Raw genomic sequence first — 18086 nt, forward strand, 5'->3', positions numbered from 1 at the left:
TTTAGAAAAACGAAATACTTGTAAAAAGGAGGAGATGAAAATGAAAAAGCTGATAACCGCAGAAGACATCACAGCGATTGTCTCTGTGACCGATCCTCAATATGCCCCAGACGGCAGCCGTGCCGCATATGTGAAGTCACAAGTGAACCAAGAGAAAGATTCGTATACATCAAATATATGGATCTATGAAACGAAAACGGGCAGATCTGTTCCTTGGACACACGGAAAAAAGCGGAGCACTGACCCAAGATGGTCTCCGGACGGGCGCACGCTTGCCTTTATATCTGATCGTGAAGGCGATGCGGCACAGCTGTATATCATGAGCGCTGAAGGCGGAGAAGCGAGAAAACTGACTGATATCCCGTATGGCGTGTCAAAACCAATATGGTCCCCGGATGGCGAATCGGTGCTTGTCACTGTCAGTTTGGGAGAGGGGGAAAGTATTGATGACCAAGAGAAAACGGAGCCGGACAGCTTTGAACCCATTGAAGTGCAGGGTCTATCCTATAAAAGGGACGGCAAAGGGCTGACGAGAGGTGCGTATGCCCAGCTTGTGCTTGTCAGCGTGAAGTCTGGTAAGGTGAAGCAGCTGACAAATCACAAAGCCGATCATGGCGACTCTGCTTTTTCTCCTGATGGCAAATGGCTTGTTTTCTCAGCTAATTTGATTGAGACGGATGATGCCAGCAAGCCGCATGATGTTTATATCATGTCGCTGGAGTCTGGAGATCTTAAGCAGATTACACCTCATCGCGGCTCATTCGGACCAAGCTCATTTTCACCGGACGGAAGGTATCTTGCTTTGCTTGGGCATGAAAAGGAATATCATAATGCAACGCTCGAAAAGGCGTGGCTCTATGATATCGAACAAGACCGCCTCACATGTCTGACTGAGATGCTGGACGTTCATTTAGCGGATGCGCTGATTGGAGATTCATTGATCGGAGGTGCCGAACAGCACCCGGTTTGGACGAAAGACTGCCAAGGGTTTTATGTTATCGGCACAGATCAAGGCAGCACGGGAATCTATTATATTTCGATTGAAGGCCTTGTGTATCCGATTCGTCTCGAAAAAGAGTACATCAATAGCTTTTCCATTTCACCTGACGAACAACACTTTATTGCCAGTGTGACAAAGCCGGACAGACCGAGCGAGCTATACAGCATCCCGCTTGGGCAGGAAGAGAAACGGCTGACTGGCGCGAATGACAAATTTGTCGGCGAGCATGCGATTTCAATACCTGAAGATATTCAATTTGTCACAGAAGACGGCGTGACGGTGAACGGCTGGCTGATGAAGCCTGCACAGGCGGAAGATGAGACATCATACCCTCTTATTCTCAACATACACGGCGGACCGCACATGATGTACGGGAATACATATTTTCATGAATTTCAAGTGCTGGCGGCGAAAGGGTACGCGGTAGTTTATATCAATCCGAGAGGAAGCCACGGCTACGGGCAGGAATTTGTGAATGCCGTCAGAGGAGATTATGGAGGAAAGGATTATGAGGATGTGATGCAGGCTGTGGACGAGGCTATCAAACGAGATCCGCAGATTGATCCGAAGCGGCTCGGTGTCACGGGAGGAAGCTACGGAGGCTTTATGACCAACTGGATCGTCGGGCAGACGAACCGCTTTAAAGCTGCCGTCACCCAGCGCTCCATATCAAATTGGATCAGCTTTCACGGCGTCAGTGATATCGGCTACTTCTTCACAGACTGGCAGCTTGAGCATGACGTGTTTGAAGACACAGAAAAGCTCTGGGACCGTTCCCCTATAAAGTACGCAGCAAATGTCGAGACACCGCTTTTGATTCTGCATGGCGAGCAAGATGACCGATGTCCGATCGAGCAGGCTGAGCAGCTATTTATTGCCTTGAAAAAAATGGGCAAGGAAACCATGTTCGTCCGTTTTCCGAAAGCATCGCACAATTTGTCACGCAGCGGTCACCCGGGACAGCGGATCAAGCGTCTGAATTATATCAGCTCATGGTTTGATCAATATCTCTAAAAAAAGCCAGGCTGATGGAAATATCAGCCTGGCTGCTTTATTAAAAGACTTGTTCTACTTCAACGACACCCGGCACTTCTTCAAGAAGAGCGCGTTCAATTCCGGCTTTCAGCGTAATTGTTGAACTTGGGCAGCTGCCGCATGCGCCTAGAAGACGAAGCTTTACGATACCTTCATCTACGTCTACAAGCTCACAGTCACCGCCGTCACGAAGTAAAAACGGACGAAGTTTGTCCAGTACTTCCTGCACCTGTTCTTTCATTTCAACTTCAGTCATGACATTCGCTCCTTTCGTCGTCATAAAACCATTATATTCAGTGTAACAATAAAAATCTATTGTTTGGTTTGCAAAGTTGCTTTCCCTATTATAGCACATTCAGACTTGAACACAAAAACGGTTTTTTTCTATAAAAATGTCTCTTGGCTCTGTATACTGAATAGAAAGGAGAAGGAGGGTTTATCAGTGACAAAACCAGTCATGCTCAGCGTGTACGGGGCAGAAACCGTTTGTGCAAGCTGTGTCAATATGCCGACGGCCAAGGATACATACGAATGGCTTGAGGCAGCGCTGAAAAGAAAATATCCAAATCAGCCTTTTATGATGCAATACATCGATATTCATGAGCCGCCTGACAATGAACATGCGAAAGAGCTTGCGGAGAAAATCAGAAATGACGAGTATTTTTATCCGCTTGTGCTCGTAGAAGACAAAATTGTCGGTGAAGGCAATCCGAAATTAAAAGACGTTTATGAGGAAATGGAGAAGCATGGGTATGCAGAAAACCGCTGATATGATCAGCGGTTCTTCTCTATCATTAACCGTTATGGTGTTTGTACATCCACAGCAAGCCGGATTTCAGCATACGCGGAACACGGCCGATCAGCGGGCGGTCAGCAACAAGACCGAAGCCGGCTTTTTTACCGAGTGAACCGAGAACGCCTTTCAGCTTGAACTGCGGCATTGATTCTGGAAGGGCTTCTCCATTCCAACGTTTTTGCAAGATTTGGACAATCTGCTCTGCTTGAGCCTCTGCCAGCTGGGCGCTCGGTGCATGAGGAAGGCTGGCGCAATCGCCGACTACGTACAGATGTTCATCACCAGGAATATTGTGATGAGGCGTTAATACGATACGCCCTTGTGCGTCCTTCTCCACATCTAAGTCTCTGACGACTTTGTTGGGCTGGATGCCGGCTGTCCATACAATGGCATCTGCAGAAATCGGATCATCGTGGTTATACACAATGCCTTCTTCTACTTTAGTGATATTTGCCCTATTAATGATGCGGACACCGTGCTCTTCGAACCATTTTTGCACATATTTGCTCAAGCGCTCGGGAAAGCTTGATAAAATGAGATTGCCGCGGTCGAACAAAATAATGTTCAGGTCATCACGGCTTTCTCTCAATTCACTTGCAAGCTCAACGCCGCTAAGGCCCGCTCCGACAATGGCGACAGTGGCATTAGCGCTCAGGTTATTCAGCTTTTGATAGGTTTCGCGGGACTGGTCGATGGTTTGAATGCTGTAGGTGAATTCAGGCGCTCCCGGCACGTTGTGATATTTATCCTCACAGCCGAGCCCGATCACGGCGTCATCGTAAGAAATCGGTTCACGATCTTGGAACAGCACTTGTTTTTGTGCAATATCAATTGATGAGATATCACCGTATTGGACATCCAGGCGAGGGTGCTCTGGGAATGACACTCTGATATGATGGTCAGAAATTGTGCCTGCAGCAAGGGCATAATATTCTGTTTTCAAGCAGTGATAAGGATTTCTGTCAATTAACGTGATTGAAACATCATCAGGCAGCTGGTTTGGCAATAAGCGATGAAGAACACGCATGTTCCCGTAACCTCCGCCGATCAAGACCAATTTTTTCATTTGAATTCCCCTTTAATCCGAAGAGTATGATAGACACATTGAAGAAAATACGAACTATGTAAAATAACATCTAGAATTATATCGAATTTGATCTAAAATCACAATAATAGTTTCAAAATAACCTACAAATTAGCCTTTAATCACAAATTAGTAAAACGTTATTCAAGTAATGATATGTTACGATAATAAATTTTGATGAATCTGTTATCTTTGACGAATGGTAAAAAATTCGCGATAATGGACATATGTGAGGTGAAACCGCATGAATCCAATGATTGAATTTTGTGTCAGCAATCTGGCTCACGGCTCTCAGGAAGCCCGGGCGATTTTGGAGAAGGACCCAAACCTGGATGTTCTCGAATACGGCTGCTTAAGCTACTGCGGGACATGCATGGAGTCGCTTTTCGCTCTTGTAAACGGAGAAGTCGTCATGGGTGAAACGCCTGCTGAGCTTGTTGAGAATATATATACATTTATTGAAGAAAATCCAATGTTTTGAAGAAAAGGGCCTGGACAGGCCCTTTTTTATTTTGCCGTACAAAAGAACTAAAAAATGTGTAGACATCAAAAAATATTATTGTTATCGTATAAAAGATATTTTTTTAAATAAAATTTAAGAGGTGTAGGTGTATTCATGAGTGTTCTGTGGGGACTGCTCGGCGCAGTTGCGATCATTGCTATCGCGTTTTTATTTTCAGAAAAGAAAAGCAATATTAAGATAAGAACCGTCATCATTGGTTTATGCACACAGGTGGCGTTTGGATACATCGTGTTGAAATGGGAAGCGGGACGCGCTGTTTTTTTATGGTTTTCAAGCCGTGTACAGCTTCTGATTGATTACGCAAATGAAGGCATCAGTTTTATTTTTGGACCGCTTCTGAAAGTCGGTGACAGTCCGGCATTTGCATTAAGTGTACTGCCCGTTATCATTTTCTTCTCAGCACTGATCGCCGTTTTATATCATTTAAAAATCATGCAGCTCATTTTCCGTGTCATTGGCGGCGGATTGTCGAAGCTCCTTGGGACAAGCAAAACGGAATCTCTTGCAGCTGCTGCTAATATTTTTGTAGGACAATCTGAATCTCCGTTAGTGATCAGACCCCTTATTGCAGGGCTGACGCGCTCTGAATTGTTCACGATCATGACGAGCGGTCTATCGGCTGTTGCGGGTTCAACCTTGTTTGGGTACGCGCTTCTCGGTATTCCGATTGAATACTTGCTTGCGGCCAGCTTTATGGCTGCTCCCGCGGGTCTTGTCTTCGGTAAATTGATTATACCCGAAACGGAAAAGCCCCAAACCGTAAAAAGCGATTTCAAAATGGATGAAGGCGAAGGCGCAGCCAATGTCATTGACGCAGCTGCAAAGGGAGCGTCAACAGGCCTGCAAATTGCTTTAAACGTTGGAGCGATGCTGCTTGCATTCGTTGCATTAATCGCCGTGGTAAACGGTATTCTTGGCGGAGTTTTCAGCTTGTTCGGCTTAAAAGGCGTCACGTTAGAAACTATCCTCGGCTATGTGTTTTCTCCAATCGCCTTTTTGATTGGCGTGCCTTGGCATGAAGCGTTGCAGGCAGGAAGCTATATCGGCCAGAAATTGGTGCTGAATGAGTTTGTTGCTTATTCTAACTTCGGTCCGCACATCGGCGAGTTTTCTAAGAAAACCGCTACCATTATCAGTTTCGCATTATGCGGATTCGCCAATTTTTCATCAATTGCGATTATGCTCGGTACACTTGGCGGTTTAGCGCCGAGCCGCCGTTCAGATATCGCACGCCTAGGCTTGAAGGCTGTTCTAGCGGGAACATTAGCCAATCTGCTCAGCGCAGCCATTGCCGGCATGTTTATATAAACGATAAAAGCTCCTTGCGTCAGTGCAAGGAGCTTTTATGTATGAAAAACGGGGGATAATTGTATTGTGTCCGTTTATAATAGCTTTTATACTAAGTAAAAGAAAAAAGTTGGAGGCACCTATGAACTCATTTCGATTTACCAAAATGCACGGCCTGGGAAATAGCTATATCTATGTGAATCAATTTGAAGAACAGCTTCCGGAAGAAAAACTGTCTGAGATTGCCGTTCAGGTTTCTTCTGTTTATACTGGGATCGGTTCTGACGGAATGATCCTGATATGCCCTTCAGATCAAGCGCCTGTCAAAATGCGGATTTTTAATAATGATGGGTCTGAAGGGAAAAACTGCGGCAATGGCCTGCGCTGCGTCGCAAAATACGCGTATGAGCATAAGCTGGTTGAGGAAACATCTTTTCTGATTGAAACCCTCTCCGGGCTTGTGAAAGCGGAGGTTCAAGCTGAAAACGGAAAAGTGAATGTTGTCACTGTCGATATGGGCGAACCGCGCCTGACAAAAGCCGAGCTCCCAATGCTTGGCAGCGGGGAAGAGCACACGATCAATGAAACGATGACGTTTGGTGAAGCCGAACTAACAGGCACTGCTGTTTCAATGGGAAATCCGCATATCGTTTTTCCGATCGCTGACATTGAACAGGCACCCCTGACGACACTGGGACCGGTGATTGAGAAAGATCCGAGATTTCCGGAAGGCATCAATGTGGAATTCGTCGAAACCGTGAATGAACATGAACTGCATTTCCGCGTCTGGGAACGGGGATCAGGCATTACTCAGGCATGCGGGACAGGAGCGTGTGCAGCGGCGGTCGCATCAGTGTTAAACGGCGTATCAAAACGAAATCAAGACATTACGGTGCATTTAGCAGGCGGAGACTTGGTGATTAACTGGAAGGACAACGGCCATGTGATGATGACAGGGCCGGCTGAGACCGTTTGTGAAGGTGTCTATTTTTTGTAAAACACCTTGTTTGAGAATTGAACCGATCATGTTTATAATAAAAGACAGCATCCGGTTTTTAAAAGGAGGTTCACAATGATGAGCAACCCGGTAACAATTACAGAAGCAGCAGCTTTGCATATAAAAGATATGATGAAAGAGCATGAAGAAGAAAACGCGTTTCTGCGTGTCGGCGTCAAAGGCGGCGGCTGCAGCGGCCTTTCTTACGGCATGGGCTTTGAGCATGAAAAGGGCGAAAAAGACAGTATGTTTGATCAGCATGGCATCACGGTTCTTGTTGACAAAGAAAGCCTTGATATCATGAACGGCACCGTGATTGACTATAAACAATCCATGCTCGGCGGCGGCTTCACCATCGACAATCCAAACGCCATCGCCTCATGCGGTTGCGGTTCTTCTTTTAGAACAGCAACGAATGCAGGTAAGCCTGAAGAGTGCTAGGCGCTAAAACCCGATATTTCGAGATATGAATCAATCATCTCACCAGTTTCGGAGGATTGCGTGATTGCGTCCCACGAGTAACCGTTAGATTGTTCATGACGCTTTTCTTAGCGATAAACCATCGTTAAGGGAGGCGTTTTTATTATGGCTTAAATAGACAAAATTCACTTTACGCGGCCTCCTTCATCTTCATTTATATTGTAAATGCAACAAAGTTGGGTTATATTTAACGTACGGTATTTTTATTGTATTTGCAACAAAAAATGCATGTGAGGAGTTGATGATGCGGGAGATTCTTCATGAAATTGGAGTGGCAGCAAGGGCCGTATCTGTACCTTGTCCGAATATGTACAAACCCAGGAATCTTCAAGAAAAGTTAGCGAAAGGATAAAGGTGGATCGAACAAAAAACTTTTTCCAACAGAGAAAGGAAAAATGTATTTCCATTTATAAAAAGAAAAAGTATAGAAAAGGACTGGAAATTTAGGAAAAACACGAGAAATTATTGATTATATAAAGGAGCGACATATTTAAATGACCATAAATATAAAAAAGTGCAGCCAAGAAGACTTAAAAATACTTCAAGAAATTAGTATTGAAACGTTCAATGATACATTTAAAGACCAGAATTCACCTGAAAATATGAAAGCCTATTTGGAAAGTGCATTTAACGCTAAACAGTTGGAAAAGGAATTATCCAATACTTCTTCGCAGTTCTTTTTTGTTTATTTTAATCATGAAGTCGCTGGATATTTAAAGATCAACACCGATGATGCTCAGTCTGAAGAAATGGGTAAAGAATCACTTGAAATAGAGAGGATTTATATAAAGAACAAATTTCAAAAACATGGGCTTGGCAAACATCTATTAAACAAAGCTATGGAAATTGCCTTGGAACGTAATAAAAAGAAAGTCTGGCTGGGTGTATGGGAAAAAAATGAAAATGCCATTGCTTTTTATAAGAAAATGGGGTTTGTTCAAATTGGAGCCCACTCTTTTTATATGGGCGATGAAGAACAAATAGACTATATCATGGCCAAAACACTCCTATAACTTGTTGAAAAGGGGGATTAACATGTATATTCCAAAGTATTATAAGGTTACAAATGTTGATGAAATTGTTGATTTTGTTCAAAATAATTCTTTTGGCACGATTGTCACAATAAAACAAGGGAAACCAATTGCCACTCATTTGCCCTTAGGATTCAATAAAAAAGGTGATGATTGCTATATTACTGGGCATATGGCTTATGGAAATCCTCAGTGGAGAACATTTGCAGCATGTGAAGATGTGCTTGTGATGTTTCAGGGACCGCACGCTTATATTTCTTCTTCTTGGTATTCCCGCGAAAATGTTCCGACGTGGAATTATCAGGCTGTCCACATGTATGGTAAAGCAAGCATTTTAGAGAAAGATGAATTAATTGAAGAATTAACAATAATGTTGGAAAAATACGAAAAACATCGAGAAAATCCAGTTTTATGGGATAAACTTTCTCCAACTCTTTTAGAAAGTGAATTGAAAGGTATAGTTGGATTTAAGATTAAGGTAGGAGACATTCAGGCGGCATATAAATTAAGCCAGAACCGAGATGAAACGGATTATACGAACATCATTAAAGAATTACAAAATGAAGGAAATCTAAATTCAAAACAAATGGCAGAATTGATGGAAAAGAGATTCAAAAAGCAAATATAAGCCCACTTTTATGAAACCCTCCGTATGCCAGTGGGCCTGAAGGTGCTAATAACAGTAAACGCCAAGTCAAGCGGCAAACCGCTGACTTGGCGTTTTTTTATGATTAATATTTATCCCCATTAAAAATGGAATTCTTCACAATCACATAATCCACATTTCGGATCGCATCAAGCTTTGTTCCGCCTGCATAAGAAATAGAAGATTGCAGATCCTGTTCCATTTCAATTAGCGTATCCTTAATTGAGCCTTTATGCGCCACGTGCATTTTTTTGCCTTCTACATTTTTCTTTTCGCCTTTTTGGAATTCAGAGGCTGAGCCGAAGTACTCTTTGTAGAGCTTTCCGTCTTTTTCGATCGTTTGGCCTGGTGATTCTTCGTGTCCGGCGAATAGTGAACCGATCATGACCATCGTTGCGCCAAATCTGATTGATTTTGCGATGTCGCCATGTGTACGGATGCCGCCATCCGCGATAATCGGTTTGCTGGCTGCTTTGGCACACCAGCGTAGCGCCGCTAATTGCCAGCCGCCAGTGCCGAAGCCGGTTTTGATTTTCGTAATACATACTTTTCCCGGTCCGATGCCGACTTTAGTGGCATCCGCTCCCGCATTTTCAAGTTCTCTGACCGCTTCCGGCGTTCCGACATTGCCAGCAATAACAAAGCTGTCCGGCAAATGTTTTTTTAGGTGCTGGATCATTTCAATGACAGCATTTGAGTGCCCGTGAGCAATGTCAATAGTCACGTATTCAGGAGCCAGATTTTCTTTTGCCAGCTGGAGGACAAATTCATACTCCTCATCTTTGACGCCCACGCTGATAGAAGAGAATAATCCGCGTGCGTTCATATCTTTAATAAAATCAATCCGTTTTTCAGGTTCAAATCGGTGCATCACATAAAAGTAGCCATTTTCGGCTAATGAAATCGCTAGTTTTTCATCTATAATCGTCTGCATATTGGCAGGGACGACGGGTAATTTAAATGTACGTCCGCCTAAACGTACGGATGTATCACATTCTGAACGACTATTTACAATGCATTTTGCAGGAATTAGCTGAATATCTTCGTAATCAAATACGTTTTCCATGGTTTTCACTCCTAAAAACGAATATTTAAAATGATATTATATGAAATGTTCGCCTTCTATAATGTACTCTGTTTTATTTAGGATGTCAAACGTTTTTATTTGCTGGCACGTATGTACAAGTGCCGAAGCTTGTCATGCTCAGTGAGTTTGGGTATCATAGTCTTAACGAAAAGTCTTAGAGAGCGGATCAAAACGCGAATGATATACGTTCAGCAAAGCTTGGTCGTTCAGCACCAGGCTTTCTTTATGACATGGACATGTGAAAGGAGCGAATGAGATGACGCAAAACGAAGAAAAAACACCGAAATCCCAAAAGATCCAAGACCGCATTATTATGGCAATGATCTGGATCGTCGCAGCCCTTGTGATTGCGCTGGTTCTTGGAACTGCGATGAATTATATAAATATCTTCAAATAAAAAAAGGAGCTGTGTCGCTGACACAAACTCCTTTTTTTATTATTTATTTTCAAAAAGACTTGTTGAGTGAAGAGGCTGTACGCGGGCTTTCGGATCCATGTAAGCTTTGGCGTTGTTCACTGCTGTCGGCGCCTCGCCGAAGCCGCTTGCGATCAGGTTGACTTTTCCTTCGTATGTGCAAATGTCACCTGCTGCAAAGAAGCCTTCGATGTTTGTTTCCATTGTTGATTTCACGACAATGGAATTTTTCTCGATGTCCAGACCCCAGTTTTTGATCGGTCCAAGAGATGAAACGAAACCGTAGTTGACGATTAAGTCATCGATTTCTAAAATCTCTTTTCGATCGCCTTTCACTTCTTCAAGCACAAGCTGTTCAATTTTGTCTTCCCCGATCAGCTCCGCAGGGACGAATGGTGTCAGGACATTAACCTTCGACGCATGAAGGTTTTCCACACTGTGCTCGTGCGCGCGGAATTTATCGCGGCGGTGAATGATGGATACTTCTTTTGCGATTGGTTCAAGCATAAGCGCCCAGTCAACTGCTGAATCTCCACCGCCAAGGATCGCAACGCGTCTGCCGGCGAATTTTTGCAAATCGTCAACGAAGTAGTGAAGGTTTTTGCCTTCATACTGCTCGGCATTTTCAAGTTCCAGCTTTCTCGGTTTGAATGCGCCGTTTCCTGCAGTAATGATGACTGTTTTAGAGTAGTGGGTTTCTTCATTTGTCACGAGCTTAAACACGCCGTCCGCTTGTTTCTCAACAGATTCAACCGCTTGCTCCAGACAAATGGTTTGGTCGAATTTCGCCATTTGCTCTTTTAGGTTATTGATAAGTTCTTGTGCGCGGATTTTCGGGAAGCCCGCTACATCGTATATATATTTCTCAGGGTAAAGGGCGCTAAGCTGTCCGCCGAGCTGAGGCAGGCTTTCGATAATTTTGACGCTTGCCTGTCTCATGCCCCCGTAAAAAGCGGTGAATAAGCCGACCGGTCCCCCGCCTATAATTGTAATATCATAAACCTTTGTATCCTCTCGCATACGAAAATTGCCTCCTAAATGAAAATTGTTATTAATTATACCATATTGCCGTTTAAATTGACGAGTCAGCAGAAAAAATCCTAAGTGTGTGGCGTGCGCATCCGTTCTTGAAAATATTTCCGCCGACCGATACGATGATAACCAAATGAATTGATCTTTTTCTGAATGTTTCTTGGGCCAGCCGGATAAATATGATAGTAGTGCTATGCGTGAAGACTTTACAAAAAACTTTTCAATATATTTCATAAAATCCCGCCAATAAGCTGAAGCTAACACAAATGATGATTTTATTATGCGTCTAACAAAAGCAAAAAAAGAGAAGGTGGATGTGATGGCATTGAATAAGCCCAAAATCGTGATTTTAGGTGCAGGATATGGCGGATTGATGACGGTAACTAGGCTGACAAAGTTTGTCGGGCCGAATGATGCTGATATTACGCTTGTGAATAAACACAATTATCATTATGAAACGACATGGATGCATGAAGCGAGCGCGGGTACGCTCCATCATGACCGCTGCCGTTATCAGATAAAAGATGTAATCAACCAGTCGCGGGTCAATTTTGTACAGGATACCGTAAAGGCAATCAAAATAGATGAGAAAAAAGTTGTGCTTGCGAATGGAGAGCTGCAGTACGATTATTTAGTCATCGGACTCGGCGCGGTGCCCGAAACGTTCGGCATTAAAGGTTTGAAAGAATATGCGTTTCCGATTGCCAACATCAACACGTCGCGCCTGCTGAGGGAACATATTGAGCTGCAGTTTGCGACTTACAATACGGAAGCGGAAAAACGGCCGGACAGGTTAACCATTGTTGTAGGCGGAGCCGGATTTACGGGGATTGAATTTCTTGGCGAGCTGGCAGCCCGCGTGCCTGAGCTCTGCAAGGAGTATGACGTTGACAGAAGCCTCGTGCGCATTATCTGTGTGGAAGCGGCGCCGACCGTTTTGCCTGGATTTGATCCTGAGCTTGTCGATTATGCGGTTCATTATCTTGAGGAAAACGGAATTGAGTTTAAGATCGGAACGGCTGTGCAAGAATGTACACCGGAAGGAGTCAGAGTCGGCAAAAAAGATGAAGAACCAGAGCAGATCAAATCGCAAACCGTTGTATGGGCGGCAGGTGTCCGCGGCCATCCGATTGTGGAGGAAGCCGGTTTTGAAAATATGCGCGGACGGGTCAAAGTGAATCCGGATCTTCGTGCACCCGGACATGACAACGTCTTTATTCTCGGTGACAGCTCGCTGTTTATGAATGAAGATACAGAGCGCCCGTATCCGCCGACTGCGCAAATTGCGATGCAGCAGGGGATAACAGTTGCTAAAAACCTTGGCAGGCTCATTAAAGGCGGAGAGCTTGAGGAATTCAAGCCCGACATTAAAGGAACGGTGGCTTCTCTTGGCGAGCATAACGCGGTTGGGGTCGTTTATGGCAGAAAGCTGAAAGGCACACCGGCTTCGTTTATGAAAAAAGTCATCGATAACCGCTCGCTGTTTTTGATCGGCGGACTCGGACTAACGCTGAAAAAGGGCAAGTTCAAGTTTTTCTAAAAACCCGCGGAAGCGGGTTTTCTTTATTAAAAAACGCCAAAATAAAAAGAGAACGAGAGGAAAACAAGTATGTTTCCGCTTACATCAAAAGATTTGTCACATGATCTGACTTTATTGTTGACAGCTCGATATGTTATATTATCAGAAAATTAAGAAAAAGGGTGATGATCAGATGAAAACTGCATCGACAACCGCTTCGCATACATGCCCATTTTGCTCAGGGAAAGGGTATTTTCAATTGATCCTCGGCGGTTCAGAGACTTGTCCGTCTTGCCAGGGGACAGGAAAAGACAGTCATTCTTTTTCCAGCCGTTGACTTTATTTCAGCCCCCGCGTTACACTAAAAATAACGCAGGGGGTGGGATAGGTTGATTAGTCTGCCAGTCGTAATCATCTCAATTGTTTTGTTTTTTGTCTTGTTTTTTGGAATCGGTTTCTTATTAAACATGCTGCTGAGAATGTCTTGGATTATGGCTGTGATTTATCCGATTGTATGCCTTTTCATTATCAGCAAGGAAAAGCTGATCAGCTATGTCCAGTCGCCGGGAGAATCCTTTGCCGGCCTGTTTCATCGTGTCGTATCATTAGCGGCTGCCGATGTGCTGATTTTGGCCAGCGGTTTGGCTGGCGCCATCGTGTCCGGTATAGCAATCAACATGCTCAGAAAAAGAGGATATCAAATGTTTTAAATGCCGCTTTCTTCTAAAGAAAGCTTTTTTTGTGCTTTCAGCTCATTCACCATTTTGAATATTGCTCTCTCCAATTGGGAACAATGATCCGGAGAGAGGTGAATATGTTGAATATGATCAGACGTTTGCTGATGACCTGTTTATTTCTGCTTGCATTTGGCACGACATTTTTATCAGTGTCAGGAATCGAAGCGAAGGACTTGTCAAAATGGGTGCAGGAACATCAAGAAAAGCACTTGAAGCATGCAGGACTGACATTAAAAGCATTGCAGCAGAAAAAAACACAAACCATGTCAGCGGCCAAGGATAAAACAAAACCGTTAGAAGAAGCATTTGACTGGGACGAGTATCCGGTCCAAAGAGTAACCGCAACAGGCTACACAGCAGGAGCTGAATCGACGGGAAAGAAGCCCGGCGATCCATTATACGGGCTTACATATTCAGGTGTGAAAGTGAAACGGGATTTATACTCCACGGTTGCCGCTGATCCGTCCGTTTTCCCGATCGGCACGATTTTATTCATCCCGAATTACGGTCTCGGAGTTGTGGCCGACACGGGATCAGCGATTAAGGGAAACCGCCTTGATCTGTACTTTGAAACCGTCAAAGATGTGTACAATGAATGGGGCAAAAAAAGCCTTGATGTATATGTGATTAAAAAAGGGACGGGAAAGATCACCGAGGATGAGCTTGAGAAGCTCAATGAAACAAAATCTTTGCAGGTGTTCAGAAATCAATATAAAACTGTGAAAGAATAAAACGCTCCAGCAACTGCTGGAGCGTTTTTTACATGAAAAAGTAAGCGAGTATCAATGTCAGTAAAATACCTGTTAAGCCTCCGAAAAAGACCTCGATCGGCTGATGTCCGAGAAGCTCCTTCAGCTTTTTTTGCTTTTCTTTATCTTTGGCCTTCGGGAAGTCCTTTGCTTCATGTACGAAGCGGTTAAAATCAACGACAAGCTTATTGATGACGGTTGCCTGCTCACCGGCATGACGTCTGACGCCAGTTGCGTCAAACATGGTAATGACGGCAAAAATGGCAGAAACCGCAAAGAGAGAGGAGCCTAATCCATGCTCCAAGGCTACGCCTGTAGAAAGCGCAGTGACCGCTGCGGAGTGAGAGCTCGGCATGCCGCCTGTGCTTGTGACCAGCGACCAGTCCAGTTTTCTGGACACGATAAACTGTATGGGCACTTTGATAACCTGAGCAAAAATAATCGCGGCCAGGCTTGATAATAAAGGAAAATTTGTTAAAAGTTCCATCGGCGACATCCTTTCTATTTAAAAAATCCTTCGTGTTTCAAAAGAAAAAAGCAAGTCTTAGACTGTTGTTTGATAAAATAAGTGTAATGGAAAGAATGTTTTTCCTATTATACCATTGTTCATTACAAATACCCATTACGTTAGGAGTGTAAGCTTATGTTTTATGCGGTTCAGCAATTAGAGCATACAGAAACCCTTGTGGTCGGACTTTTTCAAAAAAGCCAGCTGACAGGCAAAGCATTGGAAATTGATGAAATGCTGGAAGGCCATCTGACACAGCTTTTGAAAGATGGTGATGTCTCCTCGAAACCGAATCAAGTATCAAAAGTATTCCCTCCATCTTCTGCGGGTATGAAACGGATTTATTTCGTCGGTTTGGGAAGAGAAGCAAATTATTCGTTTGAACAGGCGAAGGAACGGTTTGCCCATGTTTTTCAAGCCATTCATAAAGACCGAAAACAAGAAGCAGCTGTCCTGCTTGACACATTTATTTCGGAAGACGTGCCTCCAGCCGATGCCGCTCATGCTTTAGCTGAGAGCTGCCTGCTTGCTTCCTATGAGGTGCAGGATTATAAGCACAAATCAAATGAGCCGGACAAACAAATTGAAACCGTGTACGCCGTCACAGATGAAGATACACAGGAAGTGCAGGCGGGACTTCGCGTCGGCCAGGCATACGGGCAAGGGACAAACTCGGCAAGAACGCTTGTGAATATGCCCGGAAATATGCTGACAGCGACTGACCTCGCTTCTTATGCAGAGGAGCTTGCGGCGAAATATGATTTTGAGTATGAGATATTGGAGAAGTCAGAGATGGAAGAGCTCGGCATGGGCGGAATACTTGCGGTAAACCAAGGCTCTTCCGAACCGCCGAAAATGATTGTTTTGAAGTATCAGGGCAAAAAGGATTGGGAAGACGTCGTCGGACTTGTCGGAAAAGGAATTACCTTTGACACAGGCGGCTACTCCATTAAAACGAAATCTGGAATTGTCGGCATGAAATCTGATATGGGAGGAGCAGCTGCGGTTCTCGGTGCTATGGAAACGATCGGAGAGCTTCGTCCCGAGCAAAACGTGCTGGCTGTCATTCCGTCAACCGACAACATGATCTCCGGAGGGGCGATGAAGCCTGATGATGTGATCGTATCATTAAGCGGAAAAACAATTGAAATTCTCAATACGGATGCTGAAGGAAGGCTTGTGCTTGCTGATGGCATTACATACGCGAAACAGCATGGCGCCTCAGTTCTTGTTGATGTGGCTACGCTTACCGGCGGTGTCGTTGTGGCATTAGGAACAGAAACAACAGGAGCTATGACAAATGATCAAGGCTTTTATCAGCAGGTAGCTGATGCTGCGGAAGAGTGCGGCGAGGCGATCTGGCAGCTGCCGATAACAGAGAAGGATAAAAAACGCGTGAAAAGCAGCCAAATGGCGGATCTCAGCAATTCGCCGGGGCGCGAAGGACATGCGATTATGGCAGGAACGTTTCTTGGTGAATTTGCTGAAGCAACACCTTGGGTGCATCTTGATATTGCGGGCACTGCGACTTCCAATAAAGCAACCTGCTTCGGGCCGTCCGGGGCCACCGGTGTTATGGCCAGAACACTGGCCACACTTGCGGAACGATTTACATTGGAAGAAGATAAAAGCGAATAATGATAAATCCCTGCTGTAGTATGCGGCGGGGATTTTTTCTTCCAAAATCTTTAGTTGACTAAAGTGTATCAATTATGATACGATACGTTCGTACTTTATTTATCTACTACATTAGCAAACTAAAGGATTTTTTTGGAGGGGTATCATGAATGCAGTCGTCATCGCGGTGCTGCTTATGCTTGTCTTAAGCCTGCTGCGTGTCAATATTGTTATCGCATTAATTATAGGCGCTCTGGCCGGCGGGTTAACAGGCGGGCTCGGTCTTGGCGAAACAGTTAAAGCTTTTACGGACGGACTCGGCGGAAATGCCACTGTTGCAGTCAGCTATGCCATGCTTGGCGCGTTTGCTGCGGCTTTAACGAAAACGGGTCTACCGGACGCAATGGTGGAAGCCTCTGTTAAATTAATCGGAAATAAAGAAGATTCTCGCAAAAAAGCACTATCTAAAGTTCTGATTGTGCTGATTATTTTAATTGTATCTTGTTTTTCGCAAAACGTGGTTCCGGTTCACATCGCATTTATTCCGGTGCTGATTCCGCCGCTTTTGAAAATCTTTAATGAACTTGAAATGGACCGCCGTCTGATTGCGTGTGTGATTACATTCGGTTTAACGGCGCCTTATATTTTACTGCCGGTCGGTTTCGGCCAAATCTTCCAGGGGATGCTCAAGGACAATATGGCGGATGCCGGGTTAAACGTTCCGCTTGCTGACATACCATATGCAATGATCATCCCTGTTGCAGGTATGGTTGTCGGCCTTATTTTATCAGTGATCGTATTCCGTAAACCTAAACAATACGAAACAAAAGACATTTCAGGTGCAGAAGCATCGCCTTATACGAAAAAAAGCCTGGCTATCGCGGTGCTTGCCATCGTCGTGTCACTCGGCGTCCAGCTCTACTTATCTCAGACTTTGGGAGTAGAAGGGATGATTATGGGGGCGCTGGCAGGTCTGATTATTCTGTTTGTCAGCGGTGTGATGAAGCGTGATGAAGCGGACTCACTAATTACTGATGGAATGGTCCTAATGGCCTTTATCGGTTTCGTTATGCTCGTTGCAGCCGGATTTTCAAATGTATTGACGAAAACCGGAGATGTCGAGTCACTGGTCAAAACGTCAGCTGGTTTTATCGGACACAGTCAGTCATTGGGCGCATTGCTGATGCTCATTGTCGGCTTGTTAATTACAATGGGAATCGGCTCTTCTTTTGCGACGATTCCTGTTATCACAACCATCTTTGTGCCTCTATGTATGCAGCTCGGTTTCAGCCCGATGGCAACGATTGCGATTATCGGAGCGGCTGCTGCGCTTGGCGATGCAGGTTCACCTGCAAGCGATAGTACACTTGGACCGACTTCAGGTTTGAGTGCGGACGGCCAGCATCACCACATTTGGGATACTTGTGTGCCGACATTTATATTTTATAATATTCCGCTTGTTATCTTTGGCTGGATTGCAGCGCTTGTTTTATAGGAAAAAGGCTCCCCTTTACTGGGGAGCCTTTTCTCATTATGATAAAAA

At 44.5% G+C, this 18086-nt stretch carries 20 protein-coding genes and 1 pseudogene; 16 read left to right on the forward strand and 5 right to left on the reverse strand.

Annotation, left to right across the window (positions count from 1 at the left end):
- Positions 1 to 40 precede the first annotated feature (40 nt).
- Positions 41 to 2014 (forward strand): S9 family peptidase, encoded by a 1974-nt coding sequence (locus tag BSI_RS04260; protein WP_003240956.1) that lies wholly within the window; start codon positions 41 to 43, stop codon positions 2012 to 2014.
- 40 nt (positions 2015 to 2054) lie between these two features.
- Here the strand turns inward: BSI_RS04260 and BSI_RS04255 are convergent, their stop codons facing one another.
- Positions 2055 to 2390, reverse strand: coding sequence for a NifU family protein (locus tag BSI_RS04255; protein ID WP_010886606.1), 336 nt, complete (start codon positions 2388 to 2390; stop codon positions 2055 to 2057).
- Between the two features lie 87 nt (positions 2391 to 2477).
- On the opposite strand from BSI_RS04255, the gene BSI_RS04250 reads away from it, so the two are divergent.
- Positions 2478 to 2804, forward strand: coding sequence for a YuzD family protein (locus BSI_RS04250; protein ID WP_003240959.1), 327 nt, complete (start codon positions 2478 to 2480; stop codon positions 2802 to 2804).
- Positions 2805 to 2829: 25 nt separating this feature from the next.
- Here the strand turns inward: BSI_RS04250 and BSI_RS04245 are convergent, their stop codons facing one another.
- Entirely contained in the window at positions 2830 to 3897 is a 1068-nt protein-coding gene (locus BSI_RS04245; RefSeq protein WP_003240960.1) for an NAD(P)/FAD-dependent oxidoreductase, read from the reverse strand.
- Between the two features lie 262 nt (positions 3898 to 4159).
- Here BSI_RS04245 and BSI_RS04240 point away from each other — a divergent pair, with 262 nt between their 5' ends.
- From BSI_RS04240 to BSI_RS04215, 7 genes and pseudogenes are all read left to right on the forward strand, one after another.
- Positions 4160 to 4396 (forward strand): YuzB family protein, encoded by a 237-nt coding sequence (locus BSI_RS04240; protein WP_003222913.1) that lies wholly within the window; start codon positions 4160 to 4162, stop codon positions 4394 to 4396.
- 135 nt (positions 4397 to 4531) lie between these two features.
- Positions 4532 to 5746 (forward strand): NupC/NupG family nucleoside CNT transporter, encoded by a 1215-nt coding sequence (locus BSI_RS04235; protein ID WP_003240962.1) that lies wholly within the window; start codon positions 4532 to 4534, stop codon positions 5744 to 5746.
- Between the two features lie 121 nt (positions 5747 to 5867).
- Complete coding sequence (dapF, locus tag BSI_RS04230; RefSeq protein ID WP_003240964.1) at positions 5868 to 6722, forward strand: diaminopimelate epimerase; 855 nt, start codon at positions 5868 to 5870, stop codon at positions 6720 to 6722.
- Between the two features lie 78 nt (positions 6723 to 6800).
- Positions 6801 to 7163 carry a HesB/IscA family protein gene (locus tag BSI_RS04225; RefSeq protein WP_019259365.1) on the forward strand — a complete coding sequence of 121 codons (363 nt, stop codon included), beginning with the start codon at positions 6801 to 6803 and terminating at the stop codon, positions 7161 to 7163.
- Positions 7164 to 7462: 299 nt separating this feature from the next.
- A pseudogene (locus BSI_RS23330) lies at positions 7463 to 7671 on the forward strand (hypothetical protein).
- Positions 7672 to 7696: 25 nt separating this feature from the next.
- Positions 7697 to 8215 (forward strand): spermidine/spermine N(1)-acetyltransferase, encoded by a 519-nt coding sequence (paiA, locus tag BSI_RS04220; protein ID WP_003240967.1) that lies wholly within the window; start codon positions 7697 to 7699, stop codon positions 8213 to 8215.
- A 22-nt stretch (positions 8216 to 8237) separates the two neighbouring features.
- Complete coding sequence (locus tag BSI_RS04215; RefSeq protein WP_003240968.1) at positions 8238 to 8861, forward strand: FMN-binding negative transcriptional regulator; 624 nt, start codon at positions 8238 to 8240, stop codon at positions 8859 to 8861.
- Between the two features lie 103 nt (positions 8862 to 8964).
- Here the strand turns inward: BSI_RS04215 and guaC are convergent, their stop codons facing one another.
- A complete protein-coding gene (gene guaC, locus BSI_RS04210; RefSeq protein ID WP_003240970.1) occupies positions 8965 to 9945 on the reverse strand; it encodes a GMP reductase in 981 nt (326 codons plus the stop codon).
- A gap of 277 nt (positions 9946 to 10222) precedes the next feature.
- Between guaC and BSI_RS04205 the strand changes: the two genes are divergently transcribed.
- Positions 10223 to 10363: a hypothetical protein gene (locus tag BSI_RS04205; protein ID WP_003240972.1), complete on the forward strand. Its 141-nt coding sequence runs from the start codon at positions 10223 to 10225 to the stop codon at positions 10361 to 10363.
- Between the two features lie 39 nt (positions 10364 to 10402).
- Here the strand turns inward: BSI_RS04205 and yumC are convergent, their stop codons facing one another.
- Positions 10403 to 11401 (reverse strand): ferredoxin--NADP reductase 2, encoded by a 999-nt coding sequence (yumC, locus tag BSI_RS04200; RefSeq protein ID WP_003220618.1) that lies wholly within the window; start codon positions 11399 to 11401, stop codon positions 10403 to 10405.
- Between the two features lie 331 nt (positions 11402 to 11732).
- Between yumC and BSI_RS04195 the strand changes: the two genes are divergently transcribed.
- The 4 genes from BSI_RS04195 to spsC all read left to right on the forward strand — a co-directional run bounded on the left by BSI_RS04195 (position 11733) and on the right by spsC (position 14400).
- Positions 11733 to 12953 carry an NAD(P)/FAD-dependent oxidoreductase gene (locus tag BSI_RS04195; RefSeq protein ID WP_032732266.1) on the forward strand — a complete coding sequence of 407 codons (1221 nt, stop codon included), beginning with the start codon at positions 11733 to 11735 and terminating at the stop codon, positions 12951 to 12953.
- A 172-nt stretch (positions 12954 to 13125) separates the two neighbouring features.
- Entirely contained in the window at positions 13126 to 13269 is a 144-nt protein-coding gene (locus tag BSI_RS0121545) for a YuiA family protein (protein ID WP_032732267.1), read from the forward strand.
- Positions 13270 to 13321: 52 nt separating this feature from the next.
- Positions 13322 to 13642: a YuiB family protein gene (locus BSI_RS04190; protein ID WP_003240977.1), complete on the forward strand. Its 321-nt coding sequence runs from the start codon at positions 13322 to 13324 to the stop codon at positions 13640 to 13642.
- 104 nt (positions 13643 to 13746) lie between these two features.
- Complete coding sequence (spsC, locus tag BSI_RS04185; RefSeq protein WP_032732268.1) at positions 13747 to 14400, forward strand: stationary phase survival protein SpsC; 654 nt, start codon at positions 13747 to 13749, stop codon at positions 14398 to 14400.
- Between the two features lie 28 nt (positions 14401 to 14428).
- Here spsC and BSI_RS04180 read toward each other — a convergent pair whose 3' ends face one another.
- Positions 14429 to 14905 (reverse strand): divergent PAP2 family protein, encoded by a 477-nt coding sequence (locus BSI_RS04180; protein ID WP_003240980.1) that lies wholly within the window; start codon positions 14903 to 14905, stop codon positions 14429 to 14431.
- 156 nt (positions 14906 to 15061) lie between these two features.
- Between BSI_RS04180 and BSI_RS04175 the strand changes: the two genes are divergently transcribed.
- Together BSI_RS04175 and BSI_RS04170 are read left to right on the forward strand one after the other, a co-directional pair.
- On the forward strand, positions 15062 to 16564 hold the full coding sequence (locus tag BSI_RS04175; RefSeq protein WP_003240982.1) for a leucyl aminopeptidase: 1503 nt from the start codon (positions 15062 to 15064) through the stop codon (positions 16562 to 16564).
- A 145-nt stretch (positions 16565 to 16709) separates the two neighbouring features.
- The gene (locus tag BSI_RS04170) at positions 16710 to 18038 is read left to right on the forward strand and encodes a Na+/H+ antiporter family protein (protein WP_003240984.1); all 1329 of its coding nucleotides are present in this window, start codon (positions 16710 to 16712) and stop codon (positions 18036 to 18038) included.
- Positions 18039 to 18086: the final 48 nt, after the last annotated feature.

The organism is Bacillus inaquosorum KCTC 13429 (assembly GCF_000332645.1).
In the GTDB taxonomy this organism is placed as follows: Bacteria; Bacillota; Bacilli; order Bacillales; family Bacillaceae; genus Bacillus; species Bacillus inaquosorum.

What these genes read in the sequence shown, in the direction of transcription:
- BSI_RS04260 (WP_003240956.1), top strand. Translation starts at nt 41, where the DNA reads ATGAAAAAGCTGATAACCGCAGAAGACATCACAGCGATTGTCTCTGTG.
- BSI_RS04255 (WP_010886606.1), bottom strand. Translation starts at nt 2,390, where the DNA reads ATGTGCTATAATAGGGAAAGCAACTTTGCAAACCAAACAATAGATTTT.
- BSI_RS04245 (WP_003240960.1), bottom strand. Translation starts at nt 3,897, where the DNA reads ATGAAAAAATTGGTCTTGATCGGCGGAGGTTACGGGAACATGCGTGTT.
- BSI_RS04240 (WP_003222913.1), top strand. Translation starts at nt 4,160, where the DNA reads ATGAATCCAATGATTGAATTTTGTGTCAGCAATCTGGCTCACGGCTCT.
- BSI_RS04235 (WP_003240962.1), top strand. Translation starts at nt 4,532, where the DNA reads ATGAGTGTTCTGTGGGGACTGCTCGGCGCAGTTGCGATCATTGCTATC.
- dapF (WP_003240964.1), top strand. Translation starts at nt 5,868, where the DNA reads ATGAACTCATTTCGATTTACCAAAATGCACGGCCTGGGAAATAGCTAT.
- BSI_RS04225 (WP_019259365.1), top strand. Translation starts at nt 6,801, where the DNA reads ATGAGCAACCCGGTAACAATTACAGAAGCAGCAGCTTTGCATATAAAA.
- paiA (WP_003240967.1), top strand. Translation starts at nt 7,697, where the DNA reads ATGACCATAAATATAAAAAAGTGCAGCCAAGAAGACTTAAAAATACTT.
- BSI_RS04215 (WP_003240968.1), top strand. Translation starts at nt 8,238, where the DNA reads ATGTATATTCCAAAGTATTATAAGGTTACAAATGTTGATGAAATTGTT.
- guaC (WP_003240970.1), bottom strand. Translation starts at nt 9,945, where the DNA reads ATGGAAAACGTATTTGATTACGAAGATATTCAGCTAATTCCTGCAAAA.
- BSI_RS04205 (WP_003240972.1), top strand. Translation starts at nt 10,223, where the DNA reads ATGACGCAAAACGAAGAAAAAACACCGAAATCCCAAAAGATCCAAGAC.
- yumC (WP_003220618.1), bottom strand. Translation starts at nt 11,401, where the DNA reads ATGCGAGAGGATACAAAGGTTTATGATATTACAATTATAGGCGGGGGA.
- BSI_RS04195 (WP_032732266.1), top strand. Translation starts at nt 11,733, where the DNA reads ATGGCATTGAATAAGCCCAAAATCGTGATTTTAGGTGCAGGATATGGC.
- BSI_RS0121545 (WP_032732267.1), top strand. Translation starts at nt 13,126, where the DNA reads ATGAAAACTGCATCGACAACCGCTTCGCATACATGCCCATTTTGCTCA.
- spsC (WP_032732268.1), top strand. Translation starts at nt 13,747, where the DNA reads ATGTTGAATATGATCAGACGTTTGCTGATGACCTGTTTATTTCTGCTT.
- BSI_RS04180 (WP_003240980.1), bottom strand. Translation starts at nt 14,905, where the DNA reads ATGGAACTTTTAACAAATTTTCCTTTATTATCAAGCCTGGCCGCGATT.
- BSI_RS04175 (WP_003240982.1), top strand. Translation starts at nt 15,062, where the DNA reads ATGTTTTATGCGGTTCAGCAATTAGAGCATACAGAAACCCTTGTGGTC.
- BSI_RS04170 (WP_003240984.1), top strand. Translation starts at nt 16,710, where the DNA reads ATGAATGCAGTCGTCATCGCGGTGCTGCTTATGCTTGTCTTAAGCCTG.